Source organism: Amycolatopsis sp. 195334CR, from assembly GCF_017309385.1.
Taxonomy (GTDB): domain Bacteria; phylum Actinomycetota; class Actinomycetes; order Mycobacteriales; family Pseudonocardiaceae; genus Amycolatopsis.
Genome location: NZ_JAFJMJ010000003.1, coordinates 684,247 through 700,781, shown reverse-complemented (window position 1 = coordinate 700,781; position 16,535 = coordinate 684,247). Strand labels below are relative to the sequence as shown.

Genomic DNA, 16,535 nt, shown 5'->3' with positions numbered 1-16,535 from the left:
CCACGGTGGGCGGGCTGGTCGCCGGTAACTGTAATCAACCCCCGTCGCCCGCGCCCCGCACCGCCACGCCCTCACCGCGGTATTCGGCGTAGGTGTACGGGTTGGCGATCGGTTCGGCCGACGGGATCTCCGGCGACAGGCAGGCGGCCCAGTCCGGCTCGCCGATCTCACCGCGGGCGTAGTCGACCGTGGACGCCACGGCGGACCGGGCCGCGGCCAGGTCGACGCCGACGAGTTCGTGCCGGTACTTCACCACCTCGCCGTTGACCAGCACGGTGTGCACGTCACCGCGGCCCGCCTGGAACACCACGTGGCCGTACGGGTGCAGGATCGGGAACATCGCCGGCGACCGGTCGTTGTGGAGCAGGACGACGTCCGCCTTCTTGCCCGGGGTCAGCGAGCCGATGACCTCGTCGAGGCCGAGCGCCTTCGCCCCGCCCATGGTCGCCCATTCGACCACGTGCTCGGCGCGCAACCGGTTGTGCGCCACGGTTTCGTTGTCCGCGTGTGCTTCGAGGTGCTCCCGGGACCGGTCGGCGGACAGCGTAGCGCGCATGGCCGAGAACAGGTCCGCGCTCCACCACACGCTCGTGTCCATCGACAGCGAGACGGGAATCCCGTGGCGGCGCAGGCGCCAGCTCGGCGGGTATCCCTGGCCCGCGCTCTGCTCGCTCTCGGTGGCCAGCGACACCGAGCCGCCGGATGCCGCGATGCGCTGGTACGAGTCCTCGCTGAGGCTGCACGCGTGGACGTAGGTGACGTCCGGCCGCATGAAGCCGTGCTCCCACATCAGCCGGATGCCGTCGTCACCGGTGGCGCCCCACACCCCGGCGTGCGTGGTGACCGCCAGGTCCAGTTCGCGTGCGGCCTCGAACGCGCCGCGCTCGGGGAAGTTCGCGTCACCGGTGACGTCGAAGGCGAGCTGCAGGCCGAACCGGTCGTCGCGGGTGGTGAAGTGCCGGTCGACGAAGGCGCGGAACTCCGCCGAGTCGGCCCATTCCCAAGGAGCGCCGAGCAGGTTCCCGTAGGCGAGGACCCACCGGCCGGGTACCGCACGCAGTGCTTCGACGGCCGCGTCACCGTGTTCGGGCGTCCACAGGCCGTGCGACCAGTCCACTGTGGTCGTCACGCCCGCGTCGAGCGCTTCCACGGCGGAGGCGAGGTTGCCCGCGTAGATGTCCTCGGGCCGGAAGATCTTGCCCCAGTTGAGGTAGTAGAAGACGAAGTACTGGGACAGCGTCCAGTCCGCGCCGAAGCCGCGCAGCGCGGTCTGCCACATGTGCCGGTGGGTGTCGACCATGCCGGGCATGAGGATGCCGCCGCTCGCGTCGATCACCTCGGCGTCGGCGGGTGCGGGCAGGTCGCGCCCGACCGCTTCGATGCGTTCACCGCGGACGAGGAGATCACCGCCCTCCAGCACGCCGATCGCGGGATCCATGGACAGCACGGTGGCACCGCGGAAGAGGATGGGCCGCCCGGCGGCCGGTGGGGTGGTGGTCATGTCGGGTCACCTCGTTGTGGGGAAGCACGCAGGAGCAGGGGGACGGCGGCCGCGGCGAGACCGGTGGCCAGTGCCGCGAGGCCCCAGCCGAGTCCGGCGTCGAGCAGGCCGAAGGCGTGGTCGAGCGACCACGCGCCCGGACCGGTGAAGGCGAGCACGGCGGCCAGCGCGCCGTAGCAGAACGGGACCTCGCAGCCGCCCCGCTGGGCCCAGAACCCGCTGGGCGCGGTCGCCACCGCGGCGACGGTCATCGTGCCGACCACCACCGCGCAACCGCCGGGGGTGAGCAGTCCGGTGGCGATCGACGCCGCGCCGGTGAGTTCGGCCAGCGCCGCGAGCACGACCATCCGCCGGCCCGGCACGAAGCCCCACTGCTCGAACACCGCGGCGGTGCCGTCGACGCCCGCGCCGTGGAACCAGCCGAACAGCTTCTGCGTGGCGTGCCCGAACAGCAAACCGGCCAGCAGCAAGCGGAACAGCAGCAGCCCGAGGTCCGCGCTCATGACGGCGTCGGCTCCAGCACGAAGTCGAAGGTGGCGTGCAGGAACGGCCGGTCGAGGTGCCCGCCGTCCGGGCTCGGCCCGGCCGGGCGCTCGGTGAACGGCACGACGAGCGCGTCCTTGGTGCCGAAGACGACGTCGGTGTCGAGGTAGTCGGCGCCCTCCTGGAACAGGTGCGTGATCAGCTTGCGGTGGCCGGGTTCGTCGAGCATGAAGTGCACGTGGGCGGGCCGGAAGTGGCTGATCCCGGTGCGGCTGAGCAGGTCGCCGACCGGGCCGTCCATCGGGATCGAGTACCCCTTCGGCGCGATCGTGCGCACGCAGTAGGTGCCGTCCTCGCGAGCGCGGTACTTCGCGCGCAGGCGGGCTTCGTCGACCTCGGGTAGTTGCGATTCGTAGTAGCCGTCGGTGTCGGCCTGCCACACGTCGAGCACGGCGCCGGGCAGGGGAGTGCCGCCGGTGTCGGTGACCGTGCCGGTGATGAACAGGGGAGTGCCGTCGAGCCCGGCCGCCATGTCGAAGCCGAATTCCGCGGGCGGCGAACCGTCGATGTGGAACGGGCCGAGCACGGTGGCGGGCGTCGCCTTGGCGGTGAACCGGTTGTTGAGCTGGACCACCAGCGTGCTCAGGCCGAGCACGTCGGAGGCGAGGATGAACTCCTGCCGCTTCTCGTCGCTCATCCGCCCGGTCGCGGCGAGCCAGTCCATCGCCGCGGCCCATTCGTCCTCGGTCAGGCGCACTTCCCTGGCGAACTCGTGCAGATGGCGGACGAGGGCGGTGATCAGCTCGGCCAGCCGCGGGTCGTGCGCGCTCGCCCAGCGCTGCCCGGCGAGTTCGGTGAGGTTGTCCTCGTTGACAAAAGCCATCGGTGACCTCGTTCCGGATCTAGCGGACAACTGTCCGTTAAGCGACCATTGTGGCGCCGACGAGTGGGCGTCGCAAGGGTGTGGATGCCGGATTGACAGGTCAGTGCCGTCCATCGGAGTATGACGGTCAGCTGTCCGTATCGCGGACAGCCTGCATGGAGGAGGCGCGGATGACCGGTGGAGCGCTCGACGGGCTGCTGATCGCCGACTTCTCGCGCATCCTCGCCGGGCCGTACGCCACGATGCTGCTGGCGGACCTCGGGGCCGAGGTGATCAAGGTCGAGGCGCCGGGCGGGGACGACACCCGCACCTGGATGCCGCCCGCCCGTGACCACGTGTCGACCTACTACCTGGGCATCAACCGCAACAAGCGGGCGATCGCGCTGGACCTGTCCGACGCCGGCGACCTCGAAGCGGCACGGGAACTGGTGTCCCGCGCGGACATCATGGTCGAGAACTTCAAGCCGGGCGGGCTGCGCCGGTTCGGCCTGGACTACGAGACGGTCAGCGCCGCGAACCCCCGGCTGGTCTACGCCTCGATCACCGGCTTCGGCACCGGCGCCGGGGCCGCGCTGCCCGGTTACGACCTGCTGGTGCAAGCGGCTTCCGGGCTGATGAGCCTCACCGGTGATCCCGATGGGCCGCCGTACCGGGCCGGGATCTCGGTGTTCGACATCATGACCGGGATGCACGCCGCGATCGGCGTGCTCGCCGCGCTGGAGCACCGGCACACCTCCGGCCGCGGTCAGCACGTCGAGGTGAACCTGCTGTCGTCGGCGTTGTCCGGGCTGGTCAACCACACCTCGGGGTATGTGGCCGGGGGAGTGGTGCCGCACCGGATGGGCAACGCGCACCCGAGCCTGTTCCCCTACGAACCGCTGCCCACGGCGGACAAGGACCTCATCGTGATCGCCGGGAACAACGGGCAGTTCCGCAGGCTGTGCGTCGAACTGGGGTTGCCGGAGCTGGTCGAGGACGAGCGGTTCGCCGGGAACGAGGAGCGCACGGCCAACCGCGAGCAGCTGCGCCCGCTGCTCGTCGCGAAGCTCAAGGAACGCCCCGCCGATGAGTGGTTCGCGCGGCTGTCGGCGGCCGGTGTGCCGTGCGGGCCGATCAACCACGTCGACGGCGGTGTGGCGCTGGCGCGGGAACTGGGCCTGGAACCGGTGGTGGAGGTCGGGGACGTGCCGATGATCCGCAACCCGATCCGGTTCAGCGCCAGCACGACCCGGCACGAACTGCCACCGCCCGGACTGGACGAGCACGGGGTCGAGCTCCGTGCGTGGCTGCGTGGGGAGAACACATGACCGAGCCCCGGTACCCGACCTCGATCGGCACCTCGGAGGCCACCACCATCAGCCTGCTCGGCCACGACCTCGCCGAGGACCTGATGGGCAAGGTCGGCTTCGGTGAGCTGGCGTTCTGGCTCGCCGCCGGACGACGGCCCGGCGCGGGCGAGGTACGGCTGTTCGAGACGGTGCTCGTCGCACTGGCCGATCACGGCTTCACCCCGACGGCCATCGCGGCCCGGCTGACCTTCCTGTCCGCACCGGAATCCGTGCAAGGCGCCCTCGCGGCCGGTTTGCTCGGCGGGGGTTCGCGGTTCTTGGGCGTCACCGAGGACACCGGCCGCTTCCTCGCCGACGTCCTCGCGGATGCCGCGCTTCCCGGTACCGACGGCGAATGGGACGCGCTCGCCCGCACCGCGCTCGAACGGCAGCGAGCGGCGAAACGGCTGGTGCCCGGACTCGGCCACCCGGTGCACAAGGAGGCGGACCCCCGGACGCCGGTGATCCTCCGCGTGGCCAAGGAGGAAGGCGTCCACGGCGCGCATCTGGCGTTGTTCGAGGCGATCGGCCGCGTGGCACCGGAGGTGCTCGGCCGTGCCCTGCCGCTCAACGGCGCGGGTGTCTGCGGCGCGGCACTGGCCGACCTGGGCCTGCCCGTCGAACTGTTGCGGGGGTTCGCTTTGCTCGCGCGGGCCGCGGGACTGCTCGGGCACCTCGCCGAGGAACTGCGCCGCCCGGTGGCCAACGACATCTACCTCGCCGTGGACCGCAACGCCGTGTACGAGCCCTGATCGGGGTCAGAGCGAGAAAGCGCGCCCGTCCGGGCCGAGTGCCATGATGCGGGTCCGATAACCCACGTAGCTCGGGTACTCGCCGGCCATCCAGAGCACGCTCATCGCGTCATTCCCGGAGAGGCCGACCGGTTTGAACGGGCGCACGTTCAGCTCGGCGGAGTTCCGGGTGATCGGTTCACCGGTCCAGGTGCGGCCGCCGTCGGGGGTGCGCCAGCGTTCGACCTCGTGGCGGCCGCCGGGGGCCTGCCGCGAAAGCAGCACCGTGGCCGGATCGCCGTGGTCGAGCGAGATCCCGCCCGAGTAGTTCGGTTCCTTGCCGTCCGCGCTGATCGAATCGCCGGCCGCGGTGATGTGGTGGTCTTGCCAGGCTTTCCCGTCCCAGCGCGCGTAGCGGTAGTGGTGGTCGGTGTCGGCCGGGAAGTTGGCGTAGACCAGGACCGGGTGTTCGCAGTGGTCGGTGGCGATCTCCCAGATCCACGACTTCGGCTGGCCGGTCGCGTCGTAGACCTTGTCGGCCTGCGACGGGCTGATCGGCGTGCCGAGCGGACCGATGCGCTCGCCGTTGGCGCGGTGGAGGTGGCCCGCGCGGTAGTACACGTAGTAGATGCTGGTGTGCACGTTGCGCGGATGCCCGTCGGTGAAGGCGAAGTGGATGGTGTCCCGGCCGTTCGTGCACAACTTCACGTACGGCCGCTGGCCGGGGACCTGGATCAGCGACCGCGCCTCGGTCCACTGGTCGCCACCGTCGGTGGTGCTGAACGCGGGGTTGAAGTCCGCGCCCCGCCAGAACAGGTACTTCCGGCCCTTCTCGGCGGACAGCTGGGCGACGGTGGTGTAGGTCCAGCCGTACTGGCCCACGGTGTTCGTGGTGATGGTCCTGGCCGGTTCCCAGCCACCGGTGATGTCTCCCGGAAGGCGGGAACGGCGGTAGTACAACGGGATGTTGCGCGCGTGTGCGGTCCAGTACACCTCGAGGCGCCCGTCCGGCAGCACGTGGATCGCCGGGTTGTTGTGGTCGTCGATCTCGAAGTTCTCGGCCAGCACGGCGTGGGAAAGGCGCGCCGTTTCGTGGTCGTACTGCGCGACGACGATCTGGCCGGAGTCGGTGAGGTAGCCGAGGTAGGTGTGTTTCCGGTGGTGCACCGCCCTCGGGCCGCCGAACCAGCACCAGGCGCCACTGGGGGCGATGGGCAGTGGGGCGGCCGAAGCCGCTCCGGTGGTGCCGAGCAGGGCCGCCGCACTTACGGTGCCGACCACACCGAACGCCGTCCGGCGGGAGAACGCGGCACGGTCCATGGCGCACCCCCGGAAACTGTTGGCTGCCAATCAGTGTTACCGCTCACACAAGGGCCCGTCAATCCGCCTGGTCGGGCACGATCACCACGCTGATGAGGTGCCGGGTGCGCCCGTCCTCGGGGCCGTCGGCGGTGCGCCGCGCCACCATCGCCTCGATTTCCTCGACGAGCTCGGCGAATTCCTCCTCGGTCAGCGACACCGCGCCCTGCCGGTAGAGCACGCCTTCGCGGGCGGGCTCGGCGTCCTCACGGGAGAGGTAGCGGTCGAAGTCCGCCATCAGCGCCCCGGTGAACACGGTGAAGGCCCGGCGGTGGTCGTCCTTGGTCATGGTGGTGCGGGCTTCGGCGTCGACGAGCGCGTTCTCCTGGCGCACCCGGTAACTGCGCTCGACCGTGCCGCGCACCGGCCGTTCCCGCACCACTTCCAGGATCCCGGCCTGCGCGAGCGCCCCCACCTGGCGGTACATGGTGGCCGCGGAGACGTCGGGCAGCCGCTCGCGCAACTGGGCGGTGGTCAGCTCGCCCGCGCCCAGCAGCGTCTGCACGATGCGCAGCCGGACGGGGTGGAGGAGGAAATCCGCGGTGGCCATGCCCGTATGCTCTCACATCTGATAACGTTCTCACAGTTGATAACAATGAGCGGACGGAGAAGGCCTTGCTCGACACCGACCTCACGGTGACCGCGGACGACGGCACTCCACTGGCCGGGACGCTGTCCCTGCCCGACGGGCCCGGCCCGCACCCGGCGGTGGTCCTGCTCCACGGCTCCGGCCCGGTGGACCGCCACGGCAACGCCGGGAAGATCGCGCTGGCCCTGGGGGCGCCGCTGGCCACCGCGCTCGCCGCCAAGGGCATCGCCACGCTTTGCTACGACCGGCGTGGTGTGGGCGCGACCCCCGGCGACTGGCGGGCCTCGGGCTTCACCGGCAACTACGAGGACGCCGCCGCCGCGCTGCGGGTGGTGTCCGCGCATCCCGCCGTCCGCGCCGAGGCCGTCGGGGTGGTCGGCCACAGCGAGGGCGCGCTGCACGCGATGACCCTCGCCGCCCGCCACGACCTGCGCGCGGTCGTCCTGCTGGCGGGGTTCGCCCGGCTCGGCGAGGACGCGATGCGGTGGCAGGCCGCCTCGATCTTCAGTGGCCTGCCCGCCCCCGTCCGCCTGCTGCGGCGCCCGCTCGGCGCGCTGGGCAACCGCGTGCTCGCCAAGGTCAAGACCACCGAAACCGACGTGACCCGGATCGCCGGGAATCCGCTCAACGCCCGCTGGATGCGGGAAATGCTGGTCCACGACACCCGGACGCAGCTCGCCGCCATCCACGCCCCGGTGCTGGCGGTGACGGGGGAGAAGGACATCCAGGTCGACCCCGCCGACCTCGACGAGATCGCGCGGCTGGTGCCGGGCGGTGCCGAGGTCCACCGCGTGCCCGGCCTCACGCACCTGCTGCGTGGTGATCCCGGGCGCCACACCATCCGCTCCTACCGCCGCCTCCTGCGCGAGCCGGTCGACGCGGACCTGCTCACCCTCGTCTCCGGCTGGCTGGCGGCTCGCCTCGACGGCTGACGCGTGTGCGGGCGAAGCCCAGCGCGGCCACCGCGGAGACCCCGACCGCCGCGGAAACCGCTGCGGGCAAAGGCTTGTTGTCGCTCGCCGACTCGCCGAAGCCGACGGCGACGACAAAAACGTGGATCGCCCCGAAGAGCACGGTGAGCGTGAGCAGCGCGGTCGCCGCGCCTGCCGCCCGCCGCAGCCCGCTCGGTGTCCCGCGGTGAAGCCAAGCCAGCCCGGCCGCCAGCACGACCACGGAAACGGTGAGATAGCCCAGCCAGGCGAACCACCCGAGATCGGCGAACATCTCTGTCCCGTGCCTCGCCCACCGCACGTCCGGCCGGATGAGCAGTCCGGTCACCGGCATCCCGGCCGCGCCGAGCACGAGCAGTGCCACCACCATGACGGCGGATGGTACGCACCGTGCGGTCCTCGACCGCGCCGAGCAGGGCGTCCTGCTGGGTCTTGGAGAAGCAGCGGGCCCGCGCGGGCCGGTGTGCCATGCTTCGCCCATGTCTTCCCGCACCGCGGTGTCCACCGAGGACGCCATCGCCCTGCCGTTCCGCGCCCAGTTCGAGGCGTTCCTCGACGAGCACCGCGGTGCGCTCAACAGTTGCCTGGACGGGCTGACCGAGGAACAGGCCCGCCGGTCCCTGGTGTCCTCCCGCACCACCCTGCTGAGCCTGGTGAAGCACGCGACCTTCGTGGAGAAGGTCTGGTTCGACGAAGCCATCAGCTGCCGGTCCCGCGCCGAGATCGGCATTCCCGCCACTCCGGACGAATCGTTCATCCTCGACGACGGGGACACCATCGCCTCGATCCAGCTGGCCCACCGCGACGCCTGCGAGAAGTCCCGTCAGGCAACGGCTTCGCTGGACCTGGACGACGTGGTCCGCGGCAACCGGCGCGGCCCGTTGCCGCTGCGCTGGGTCTACCTCCACGTGCTGCGCGAGTTCGCCCAGCACTGCGGGCACGCGGACATCCTGCGCGAGCAGATCCTCAGGTGATCTTCTTGCGGTAGGCGGCCATGGAGAAGGCGTAGGCGACCACGAGGATGCCGGCGCACCAGCCGAGCGCGAGCCAGATGTCACCGCCGACGGGCTGCTCGCTGTAGAGCGCGCGGAGGGCGTTGACGATGGAGGTCGCCGGCTGGTGTTCGGCGAAGGCGCGCACCGGGCCCGGCATGGTTTCGGTGGGGACGAAGGCGGAACTGAGGAACGGCAGGAAGATCAGCGGGTAGGAGAAGGCGCTCGCGCCGTCCACCGACTTCGCGGTCAGGCCGGGGAGGACCGCGAGCCAGGTCAGCGCCAGGGTGAACAGCAGCACGATCCCAGCGACCGCGAGCCAGGACAGGATGCCCGCGCTGGAGCGGAATCCCATCAGCAGGGCGACGCCGACCACGACCACCAGCGAGATCAGGTTCGCCACCAGTGACGTGAGCACGTGGGCCCAGAGCACGGACGAACGCGCGATGGGCATCGACTGGAACCGCTCGAAGATGCCGCCCTGCAGGTCCAGGAACAGCCGGAACGCGGTGTAGGAGACACCGGAGGCGACGGTGATCAGCAGGATGCCCGGCAACTGGTAGTTCACGTACGAGTCCGAGCCGGTCTTGATCGCGCCGCCGAAGACGTAGACGAACATCAGCATCATCGCGACCGGCATGAGCGCGGTGGTGATGATGGTGTCCAGGCTGCGCGTGACGTGGCGCAGCGACCGTCCCAACAGGACGGTGGTGTCGGCGAAGAAGTACTTGTTCATCGCGGTTCGCTCCCCACGAGGGCGAGGAAGACCTCTTCGAGGGTGGGTTGTTTCTCGACGTATTCGACTTTCGCGGGCGGGAGGAGTTTCTTGAGTTCGTCGAGTGTTCCGTTCACGATGATGCGGCCGTGGTGCAGGATCGCGATCCGGTCGGCGAGTTGCTCGGCCTCGTCGAGGTACTGCGTGGTCAGCAGCACCGTGGTGCCGCGGGCGGCCAGGTCCTTGACCGCGCGCCAGACCTCGATGCGTGCCTCGGGGTCGAGTCCGGTGGTGGGTTCGTCGAGGAAAACGACCGGGGGATTGCCGATCAGGCTCATCGCGATGTCCAGGCGGCGGCGCATCCCGCCCGAGTAGGTCGACACCCGGCGGCCCGCTGCCTCGGTCAGCGCGAACCGTTCGAGCAGGTCGTCGGCGATCTTGCCCGGTGCCTTGAGGTGCCGCAGTTTCGCGACCAGGACCAGGTTCTCCCGGCCGCTGAGGATCTCGTCGACCGCGGCGAACTGGCCGGTCAGGCTGATCGACTCGCGCACGTCCGCGGCCTTGGCGGCGACGTCGAACCCGTTGACCGTGGCCTTGCCCGCGTCGGCCTTGAGCAGCGTGGACAGGATCTTCACCACGGTCGTCTTCCCGGCCCCGTTCGACCCGAGCAACGCGAAGATGCTGCCCGGTGCCACGTCGAAGTCGACCCCGCGCAGCACGTGCAGCGTTTTGTACGACTTTTCCAGGCCCTGCACGTGGATCGCAGGCCCCCTGGCCTGTCTGGTTGTCATCCGGCTCGTCCGTTCTGTCGAATGCCGCTTTGGCGGCTGTGCGGCACCACTATGGCGCACCATCGGTGCCATGCCAAGCCATCGGCGGCATCATTCTGACCCGGACGCGAAAAAGGGCGCTGTCGCAGCTCCGCGACAGCGCCCTTCTCCGGTGAAGCGACTCTAGGTTTCCAACCGAGCCACCTCGGCGGCTCGCTGGTCCTGACCGGCCTGCCGGGTGGCGGTGGGATCGGTGCAGCTGGGGTCGCAGTCGTCGGGGTGGTTGCCGGTCACGGTGGCGCCGTTGGTGAACAGGACGCGGCCGTCCAGCAGGTAGACGCCGCCGCCGGAAGCGGGGAGGAAGGAGGTGCCGGCGCCGGGTTCGCCCGCGGTGTTGTCGGTGACGGTGGTGTGGTCGAGGGTGAGCGTGTCGTAGAAGACGGCGAGGCCGCCGCCGCTGCCGCCGTAACCGGCCCAGCCGCGGTACTGCCCGGCGCCGTCGAACCCGGCGTCGCCCCCGCGACCCGCCCGGTTACCCCTGACCGTGCTCGAGGCGATCACCGAAAGCCGCGGCCGGTTCTGATCGGACATCATCACGCCGGCGCCTGAGCCACCCATGCCCCCGTCGCCACCAAGCCCCACGCCGTCGGTGCTGTTGCCGCCGTCGCCGCCGGGGCCGCCGTCGGCGGTGGTGTTGCCGGTGACGGTGCTCCCGGTGATGTTCAGCGTCCCCCCGCTGAGGCCGTAGATACCGCCGCCGAATCCGGCGGAGCCGCCGGGGCCGCCTGCCTTGGTGCCAAAGCCGGCACCACCGCGGCCACCCGCACCCGTGCTGTTGTCCGTGATCGCGCTACCGGTGATGGTCACCGGCCCGGACGAGAGGATGCCACCGGCGGCACCACCCGAGCCGCCCTTGCCCGCCGCGGCGGTGGCGCTGGCATCGGCCCCCGGCGCACCCGCCCCCGCGCGGTTGCCGGTGACGGTGCTGCCCGCGATGGTCAGCGTTCCCCAGTTGTAGATCCCGCCCGCGCTCTCCCCGGGATTTCCCCGCCCGGACGCGTCGGCGCCGACGCCGTCGGGGGTGTGCCCGCCGGTGATGGTGACGTCGTGAAGGGTCAGCTTCCCCCAGTTGAACACGAGCCGGAACCGGGGCGCGTCCGGGGCGCGGGCGATCGTCGCGTGGTTGCCGTGCACGGTGATTTCGCCCTTGAACACCGGCATTCCGGTGACCCAGCCCGGCTCGGCCGCCTCGGTGAGGGTGTACACGCACCCCGGCGCGAGGGACAGGGTGTCCGGATCGGCGGAACCGCTCGCCGCGGCGACGGCCTGGACCAGCGCGCCGGAATCGCAGGGCACGCTGACCTCGGCGGCCAGCGCGGGCGGTGCGGCGACGACCGCGAAAGCCACCGCGGCGGCGGGCACGAGCACCCGCACGCGGGCAGGGCGCAGTGACAAGAACATCGATGAACCCCCAGAAAAGTCCGATCCCCCAAGGGTTTCGAGCCTAGTGACCGCGCGCCCGGCGGTCGATACCCCACCCGGTGCTCAGTACCGCGGCCCGCGGTAGGCGCGGAGGAACACGTCCACGCCGTCGGCGAGGATGTCGAGGATCTGCGCCCGGCCCACCGTGCCGTCCAGGTCCTCATCGATGACGTCCAGCGCCAGGCGCATGGTCAGGGCGACGAAGTGCTGCATGGCGCGGCGCGCATCGGTCAGCTGGAGCTGGCCGTCCGCGGCGTACTTCGCGAACCGCTCCTCCATCAGCCGCTCGGGCTGGTCGCGCACCGCCTCCGGCAGCCGTGGCGCCACCGGGGCCTGCGAACTCAGCCGCCGGAAGGTCACGTAGTCCGAGGCCGGGAACATCTCCGTGGTGACCCGGCGCGCGAAGCCGAGCAGGGCATCGCGGATGTCCCGGCCGTCGACGAGTTCTTCGTCGATCGCCGTCCGCGCGGTCGTCACCACGGCGTCGTTGGTGCGCTCGAGCACGCTGCGGAAGAGGGTCTGCTTGTCGCCGAAGTGGTCGTAGACCGTCCGCTTGGACACCCCCGCCCGCGCCGAAATCGCGTCCACGCTGGTGAGTTCGTAGCCGTCCGAGACGAACAGTGCCTCGGCCGCGTCCAGGATGGCCGTCCGCTTGGCCTCGGCCTGCAGCCGACGGCCCGGGGTCCGCGCGGTCGCTCTGGGGGTCGCCATCTTCTCATCGTATTCTCAGCCGTAAAAAACTGCACGGTGTAGTGTAGTTTTTGGCGAAGCCGGCCGGCCGCCTTCCTGGAATCCCGTCGTAAGGAGTCCTACATGCGACCGCCCACGACCGGCGCGCACACCAGCTGGAACGGACGGCTCATCGGGCTGGTGGCCGTTCTGGTCCTGGTCAACTTCATGGTCGACACGGCGATCACCGCGCCGCTGCTCGTCCTCCCGGAAATGCTCGACCACTTCGGCACCGATCAGGCGGCCTGGCTCAACGCCAGCGCGATGCTCGCCGGGGTGATGTGGGCGCCGCTGCTCGGCAAGAGCGCCGACGTCCACGGCAAGCGCAAGGTGCTCGTGCTGACCCTGCTGATCAGCTGCGCCGGCGCGCTGCTCTGCGCGGTGGCCCCGAACCTCTGGGTCTTCGTGCCGGGGCGCCTGGTGCAGGGCGCGGCCGTCGCCGCCCTGTTCCTCTCCGTGGCCATCGTCCGCGAGGTCTGCGCACCCCGGATCGCCATGGTCGTGGTGGGCATCGTGACCTCCGGGTCCGCCGTGCTCAACATCGGTTCCCGTTTCCTCACCGAGAAGCTGGCCGCCGATTTCGGTTTCCAGATCCTGTTCCTGATCTCGGCCGTGGTCGCCGTCGCGATGGCGGTCTGCGTGCACCGGATCGTGCCCGAATCCCGGATCACCACCCCGGGCCGGATCGACGTCGGCGGCGCGCTCCTCCTCGGCGGCGGGCTCGCCGGGGTGCTCAGCTACGTCAGCCTCGGCGCGGAGTTCGGCTGGTTCACCGTCGTCCCGCTGCTCCTCCTAGCCGGTGGTGTCACGGCGTTCGCGCGGTGGTTCCTGGTGTCGAGCCGGAAGCCCGATTCGCTGATCGACGTCCGGAACCTCGGCACGCCACTGGTGCTCACGCTGCTCGTCCTGGTGCTCAGCACCGGTTCGTACCAGAGCATGCTCCAGCTCATCCCGCTGGTCAGCGACGTCCCGGCGGGCCAGGGGCTCGGGTACGGACTGGCCGGGCAGGGCGCGCTGGCGGTGTTGCTGGCCGCACCGGGGATCGGCGTGATGCTCGGCGGCCCGGTGTCCGGCGTGGTCGCCACCCGCATCGGTCCGGCCGCGACGCTGGCCGGCGGGATCGTGCTCGGCACGGTCGGCACCCTCGGCATGTTCCTCGGGGTCTCCCAGTTTCCCGCCGCGGTGTTCTTCGCCTTCCTGCTGGGTTTCACCGTGGGCGTGCTCGGAACCTCCGGCTTCAACCTGGCGGGCAGCCTGGCGCCCGCCGAACGGCAGGGCATCGTGTCCAGCCTGGTCATGGTGGTGGTCGCGATCGGGTCGGTGGTGCTGAACTTCGTCGGCGCCGCGGTGCTCAAGTCGACCACCGTGCTCGCCGGTGGTGAACCGGTGAATTCCGGAATGGGCGTGTTCACCTACATCACCATCGCTTCCGTGGCGTTCGTGCTCGCCGCGGTCCTGGTTTTCCCGCTGGTGCGGAAGACCCGCGCCAGTCAAGTCTCTTCGAGGAGTTGAGGAAAATGAACAAGGGTACGGTTCTGGTCTCCGGGGCGAGCATCGCCGGTCCGGCGGTCGCGTTCTGGCTGCGGCGGTACGGCTTCGAGGTGACGGTGGTGGAGAAAGCCGCCGCGTTGCGGGGTGGCGGGTATCCGATCGACGTGCGCGGCACGGCGTTGGAAGTCGTTCGCCGGATGGGCATTCTGCCGCAGCTCAGGGAAGCGCACATCGATTCGCAGCGGCTGACCTTTCTCGACGCCGAGGGCGGCGAGGTGGCGTCCGTGCACCCGCAGACCGTCGTCGGCGGGGTCGACGGAAGCGACGTCGAGGTGCGACGCGGGGATCTGGCGGAAATCCTCTACGGGATCACCCGCGACGACGTGGAGTACGTTTTCAACGATTCCATCGACGCGCTCGCCGAACACAAAAGCGGCGTCGAAGTCACTTTCCGCAGCGGCGTGCGGCGTGAATTCGATCTGGTGCTGGGTGCCGACGGCCTGCACTCACGCACCAGGGAACTCGTTTTCGGACCCGAGCGGCAATACCACCGCTATCTCGGATACTGCTTCGCCGGGTTCACCATGCCCAACGAATTCGGCCTCGCGCAGGAAGGTGTGCTCTGGAGTTCGCCGGGCCGGGGCGCGGCGCTCTACGCGGTCAAGGGGAGCGACGACGTGCACGGGTTCCTCGTCGTCGCCCGCCCCGAACCGCCCTACGACGCCTTCCGCGACCCCCAGGCGCAACGTGCTCTCGTCGCCGCCGCCTTTGCCGACGACGCCTGGGAAATCCCGGCGATGGTCGCCGCCATGCACGAGGCCGGCGACCTGTTCTTCGACACGGTCAGCCAGATCCACCTGCCGCGGTGGTCCAGCGGCCGGGTCGCCCTCGTCGGTGACGCGGCCTACGCCCCGTCGTTCCTGACCGGGCAGGGCTCCAGCATCGCCCTCGTCGGCGCCTACATGCTCGCCCGGTCACTGGCCACCGAACGCGACCACACCGCCGCTTTCGCTGCCTACGAAAGCGAAACCCGCGGCTTCGTCGAACTGAACCAGGCGCAGGTCGGCGTGGGGGAGGCCGCGCTCTTCCCGGTCACCGCCGAAGCGCTCGCGAAGCGCAACAGCAGGCTTCGCGGCCTCACCACCATGCCGCCGGAATCCGGGCGACCGGCCCACACCGCGCTCACCCTGCCCGAGCCGATCGCCGAGGTGCAGCGCGCCTGAACCGCCCGATCAGGGTTGGGCGTCGAGCCACTCCCGGAAGGTGGGGCCGGCCAGCTTGGCGTGCGGGCCGGGCAGGAAGGCCCCACTGGCGGCGAGTTCCCCGTCGGGCACGTTGTCGATGCCGACCACCTCGATGTTGCGCCGCGCCCCGAGCAGCCGGGCCGCTTCGGCCATGATCTCCGTGCGCGGCCCGGCGATCTCGGGGATCGGCCCGGACCACGGCTCGTCGTCGGTGGCCTGGTCGACCAGTTCTTCGGCCACGGTGCGCGCGGCCACGAGCTGGGTGGGCAGGCTCGGCACGTAGGCCACGTCGCCCTGTTGCCAGTCCAGCAGTTGCCCGACGAACTCGTGGAACTGCGCGGCCCGCACCACCCGGGCGGGCAAAGGACCGGAGAAGACGGCTTTCTCGTGCACCTGCTGCGCGGCGACAAAACCGGTGGTGGCCTTGTCCGTGCCGATGATGGAGGCGGCGACGATCCGCCTGGCTCCCGCCTGTCGCCCGGCCTCGTGGAGGTTGCGGGCGGCGGTGCGGAAGAACTCCGCCGCCGCCCCTTCTTCGGAGGCGTGCCACGACGCGACGTCGATGATGACCTCGACGCCGGTGAGGGCTTCGGCCAGGCCCTCACCGGTGATCACGTCCACGCCGGTGGCGCGGGACATCGGCACCACTTCGTGCCCCCGTTCGGTGAGGACGTCGACGACGTGGCGGCCCAGCCGCCCGGTCGCGCCGGCCACTGCGAACTTGTTCACTTCCCACGCCTCCTAGTCGGTGTAGTTCTCGCCGGGCACCCGGCCCGGGATCGGTTTGGCGATGAGCGCGGCCGGGGTGAAGAAGCCGATGTAGGCGATCACCGCGACGAGCGACCACAGCTCCCGGTCGTCGTAGTGCAGGGATGCCTTGGCGTACAACGCATCCGGGACGCGCTCGCCGAACGGGTTCGGGGTGAGCACGGCCTCCAGGAGTTCGAGCGCGATCCGTTCGGCGTCGGTGAAGCAGGACGCGGTCCGCCAGGTCGCCACCGCGGTGATGCGGTCCTCGCTCTCCCCGGCCTGGCGGAGGGTTGCCGCGTCGCGGACGGCGAAGTACGTGCTGCCGAGCAGTTGACCGGCGCGGAGTTGCATCAGGGTGATGGTCGACGACGGGATCGGGCTGTCGCCGATGATCTTGTGCAGGCCCATGCTGACCTCGGCCAGTTCGGGGATGAACTGGAGCGGGTTGGGCATGCGCGAACGGAGTTCCTGCATGGGTTTTCCTTCCGTGGGTTGACGCTTGCGAACACCAGACGCTCGCCCCCGGACCCCTGTGACA

At 70.4% G+C, this 16,535-nt stretch carries 18 protein-coding genes; 6 read left to right on the top strand and 12 right to left on the bottom strand.

Translation table 11 applies throughout. From position 1 onward, the window contains the following. Positions 1–34: 34 nt before the first annotated feature. Genes JYK18_RS40335 through JYK18_RS40325 form a run of 3 tightly spaced genes read right to left on the bottom strand, consistent with a single transcriptional unit; the run spans position 35 to position 2,867 of the window. Positions 35–1,501: an amidohydrolase family protein gene (locus JYK18_RS40335; RefSeq protein ID WP_206809168.1), complete on the bottom strand. Its 1,467-nt coding sequence runs from the start codon at positions 1,499–1,501 to the stop codon at positions 35–37. Next, positions 1,498–2,004 (bottom strand): DoxX family protein, encoded by a 507-nt coding sequence (locus JYK18_RS40330; RefSeq protein ID WP_206809166.1) that lies wholly within the window; start codon positions 2,002–2,004, stop codon positions 1,498–1,500. Before JYK18_RS40330 ends, JYK18_RS40335 begins: the two co-directional genes overlap by 4 nt. Continuing rightward, the gene (locus JYK18_RS40325) at positions 2,001–2,867 is read right to left on the bottom strand and encodes a dioxygenase (RefSeq protein WP_206809164.1); all 867 of its coding nucleotides are present in this window, start codon (positions 2,865–2,867) and stop codon (positions 2,001–2,003) included. The genes JYK18_RS40330 and JYK18_RS40325 overlap by 4 nt, the downstream gene beginning before the upstream one ends. Before the next feature lie 170 nt (positions 2,868–3,037). Between JYK18_RS40325 and JYK18_RS40320 the strand changes: the two genes are divergently transcribed. After that, positions 3,038–4,174 (top strand): CaiB/BaiF CoA-transferase family protein, encoded by a 1,137-nt coding sequence (locus JYK18_RS40320; protein ID WP_206809162.1) that lies wholly within the window; start codon positions 3,038–3,040, stop codon positions 4,172–4,174. After that, on the top strand, positions 4,171–4,947 hold the full coding sequence (locus JYK18_RS40315; protein ID WP_206809160.1) for a citryl-CoA lyase: 777 nt from the start codon (positions 4,171–4,173) through the stop codon (positions 4,945–4,947). Before JYK18_RS40320 ends, JYK18_RS40315 begins: the two co-directional genes overlap by 4 nt. A gap of 6 nt (positions 4,948–4,953) precedes the next feature. On the opposite strand, the gene JYK18_RS40310 is transcribed toward JYK18_RS40315, so the two are convergent. Beyond that, entirely contained in the window at positions 4,954–6,246 is a 1,293-nt protein-coding gene (locus JYK18_RS40310; RefSeq protein WP_242583983.1) for a BNR-4 repeat-containing protein, read from the bottom strand. A 58-nt stretch (positions 6,247–6,304) separates the two neighbouring features. Next, positions 6,305–6,835: a helix-turn-helix domain-containing protein gene (locus tag JYK18_RS40305; RefSeq protein WP_206809158.1), complete on the bottom strand. Its 531-nt coding sequence runs from the start codon at positions 6,833–6,835 to the stop codon at positions 6,305–6,307. A 65-nt stretch (positions 6,836–6,900) separates the two neighbouring features. Here JYK18_RS40305 and JYK18_RS40300 point away from each other — a divergent pair, with 65 nt between their 5' ends. Further along, positions 6,901–7,806: an alpha/beta hydrolase gene (locus tag JYK18_RS40300; RefSeq protein ID WP_206809155.1), complete on the top strand. Its 906-nt coding sequence runs from the start codon at positions 6,901–6,903 to the stop codon at positions 7,804–7,806. Here the strand turns inward: JYK18_RS40300 and JYK18_RS40295 are convergent. Continuing rightward, on the bottom strand, positions 7,763–8,194 hold the full coding sequence (locus JYK18_RS40295) for a hypothetical protein (RefSeq protein ID WP_206809153.1): 432 nt from the start codon (positions 8,192–8,194) through the stop codon (positions 7,763–7,765). The two genes, JYK18_RS40300 and JYK18_RS40295, sit on opposite strands and share 44 nt — an antisense overlap. Positions 8,195–8,303: 109 nt before the next feature. Here JYK18_RS40295 and JYK18_RS40290 point away from each other — a divergent pair, with 109 nt between their 5' ends. Continuing rightward, positions 8,304–8,798, top strand: a complete 495-nt coding sequence (locus JYK18_RS40290) for a DinB family protein (RefSeq protein WP_206809152.1) — start codon at positions 8,304–8,306, stop codon at positions 8,796–8,798. On the opposite strand, the gene JYK18_RS40285 is transcribed toward JYK18_RS40290, so the two are convergent. The 4 genes from JYK18_RS40285 to JYK18_RS40270 form a co-directional block, all read right to left on the bottom strand. After that, positions 8,791–9,552 (bottom strand): ABC transporter permease, encoded by a 762-nt coding sequence (locus JYK18_RS40285; RefSeq protein ID WP_206809151.1) that lies wholly within the window; start codon positions 9,550–9,552, stop codon positions 8,791–8,793. The genes JYK18_RS40290 and JYK18_RS40285 overlap by 8 nt on opposite strands. Further along, positions 9,549–10,322, bottom strand: coding sequence for an ABC transporter ATP-binding protein (locus JYK18_RS40280; protein ID WP_206809150.1), 774 nt, complete (start codon positions 10,320–10,322; stop codon positions 9,549–9,551). The genes JYK18_RS40285 and JYK18_RS40280 overlap by 4 nt, the downstream gene beginning before the upstream one ends. Before the next feature lie 162 nt (positions 10,323–10,484). Then, entirely contained in the window at positions 10,485–11,762 is a 1,278-nt protein-coding gene (locus tag JYK18_RS40275) for a hypothetical protein (protein ID WP_242583982.1), read from the bottom strand. An 84-nt stretch (positions 11,763–11,846) separates the two neighbouring features. Continuing rightward, positions 11,847–12,494 (bottom strand): TetR/AcrR family transcriptional regulator, encoded by a 648-nt coding sequence (locus JYK18_RS40270; RefSeq protein WP_206809149.1) that lies wholly within the window; start codon positions 12,492–12,494, stop codon positions 11,847–11,849. Between the two features lie 102 nt (positions 12,495–12,596). On the opposite strand from JYK18_RS40270, the gene JYK18_RS40265 reads away from it, so the two are divergent. Then, positions 12,597–14,024, top strand: a complete 1,428-nt coding sequence (locus tag JYK18_RS40265) for an MFS transporter (RefSeq protein ID WP_206809148.1) — start codon at positions 12,597–12,599, stop codon at positions 14,022–14,024. 5 nt (positions 14,025–14,029) lie between these two features. Continuing rightward, positions 14,030–15,226 (top strand): FAD-dependent monooxygenase, encoded by a 1,197-nt coding sequence (locus JYK18_RS40260; RefSeq protein WP_206809147.1) that lies wholly within the window; start codon positions 14,030–14,032, stop codon positions 15,224–15,226. Positions 15,227–15,235: 9 nt separating this feature from the next. On the opposite strand, the gene JYK18_RS40255 is transcribed toward JYK18_RS40260, so the two are convergent. Continuing rightward, complete coding sequence (locus JYK18_RS40255; RefSeq protein ID WP_206809146.1) at positions 15,236–15,976, bottom strand: SDR family oxidoreductase; 741 nt, start codon at positions 15,974–15,976, stop codon at positions 15,236–15,238. 12 nt (positions 15,977–15,988) lie between these two features. Next, positions 15,989–16,471: a carboxymuconolactone decarboxylase family protein gene (locus JYK18_RS40250; protein ID WP_242583980.1), complete on the bottom strand. Its 483-nt coding sequence runs from the start codon at positions 16,469–16,471 to the stop codon at positions 15,989–15,991. Positions 16,472–16,535: the final 64 nt, after the last annotated feature.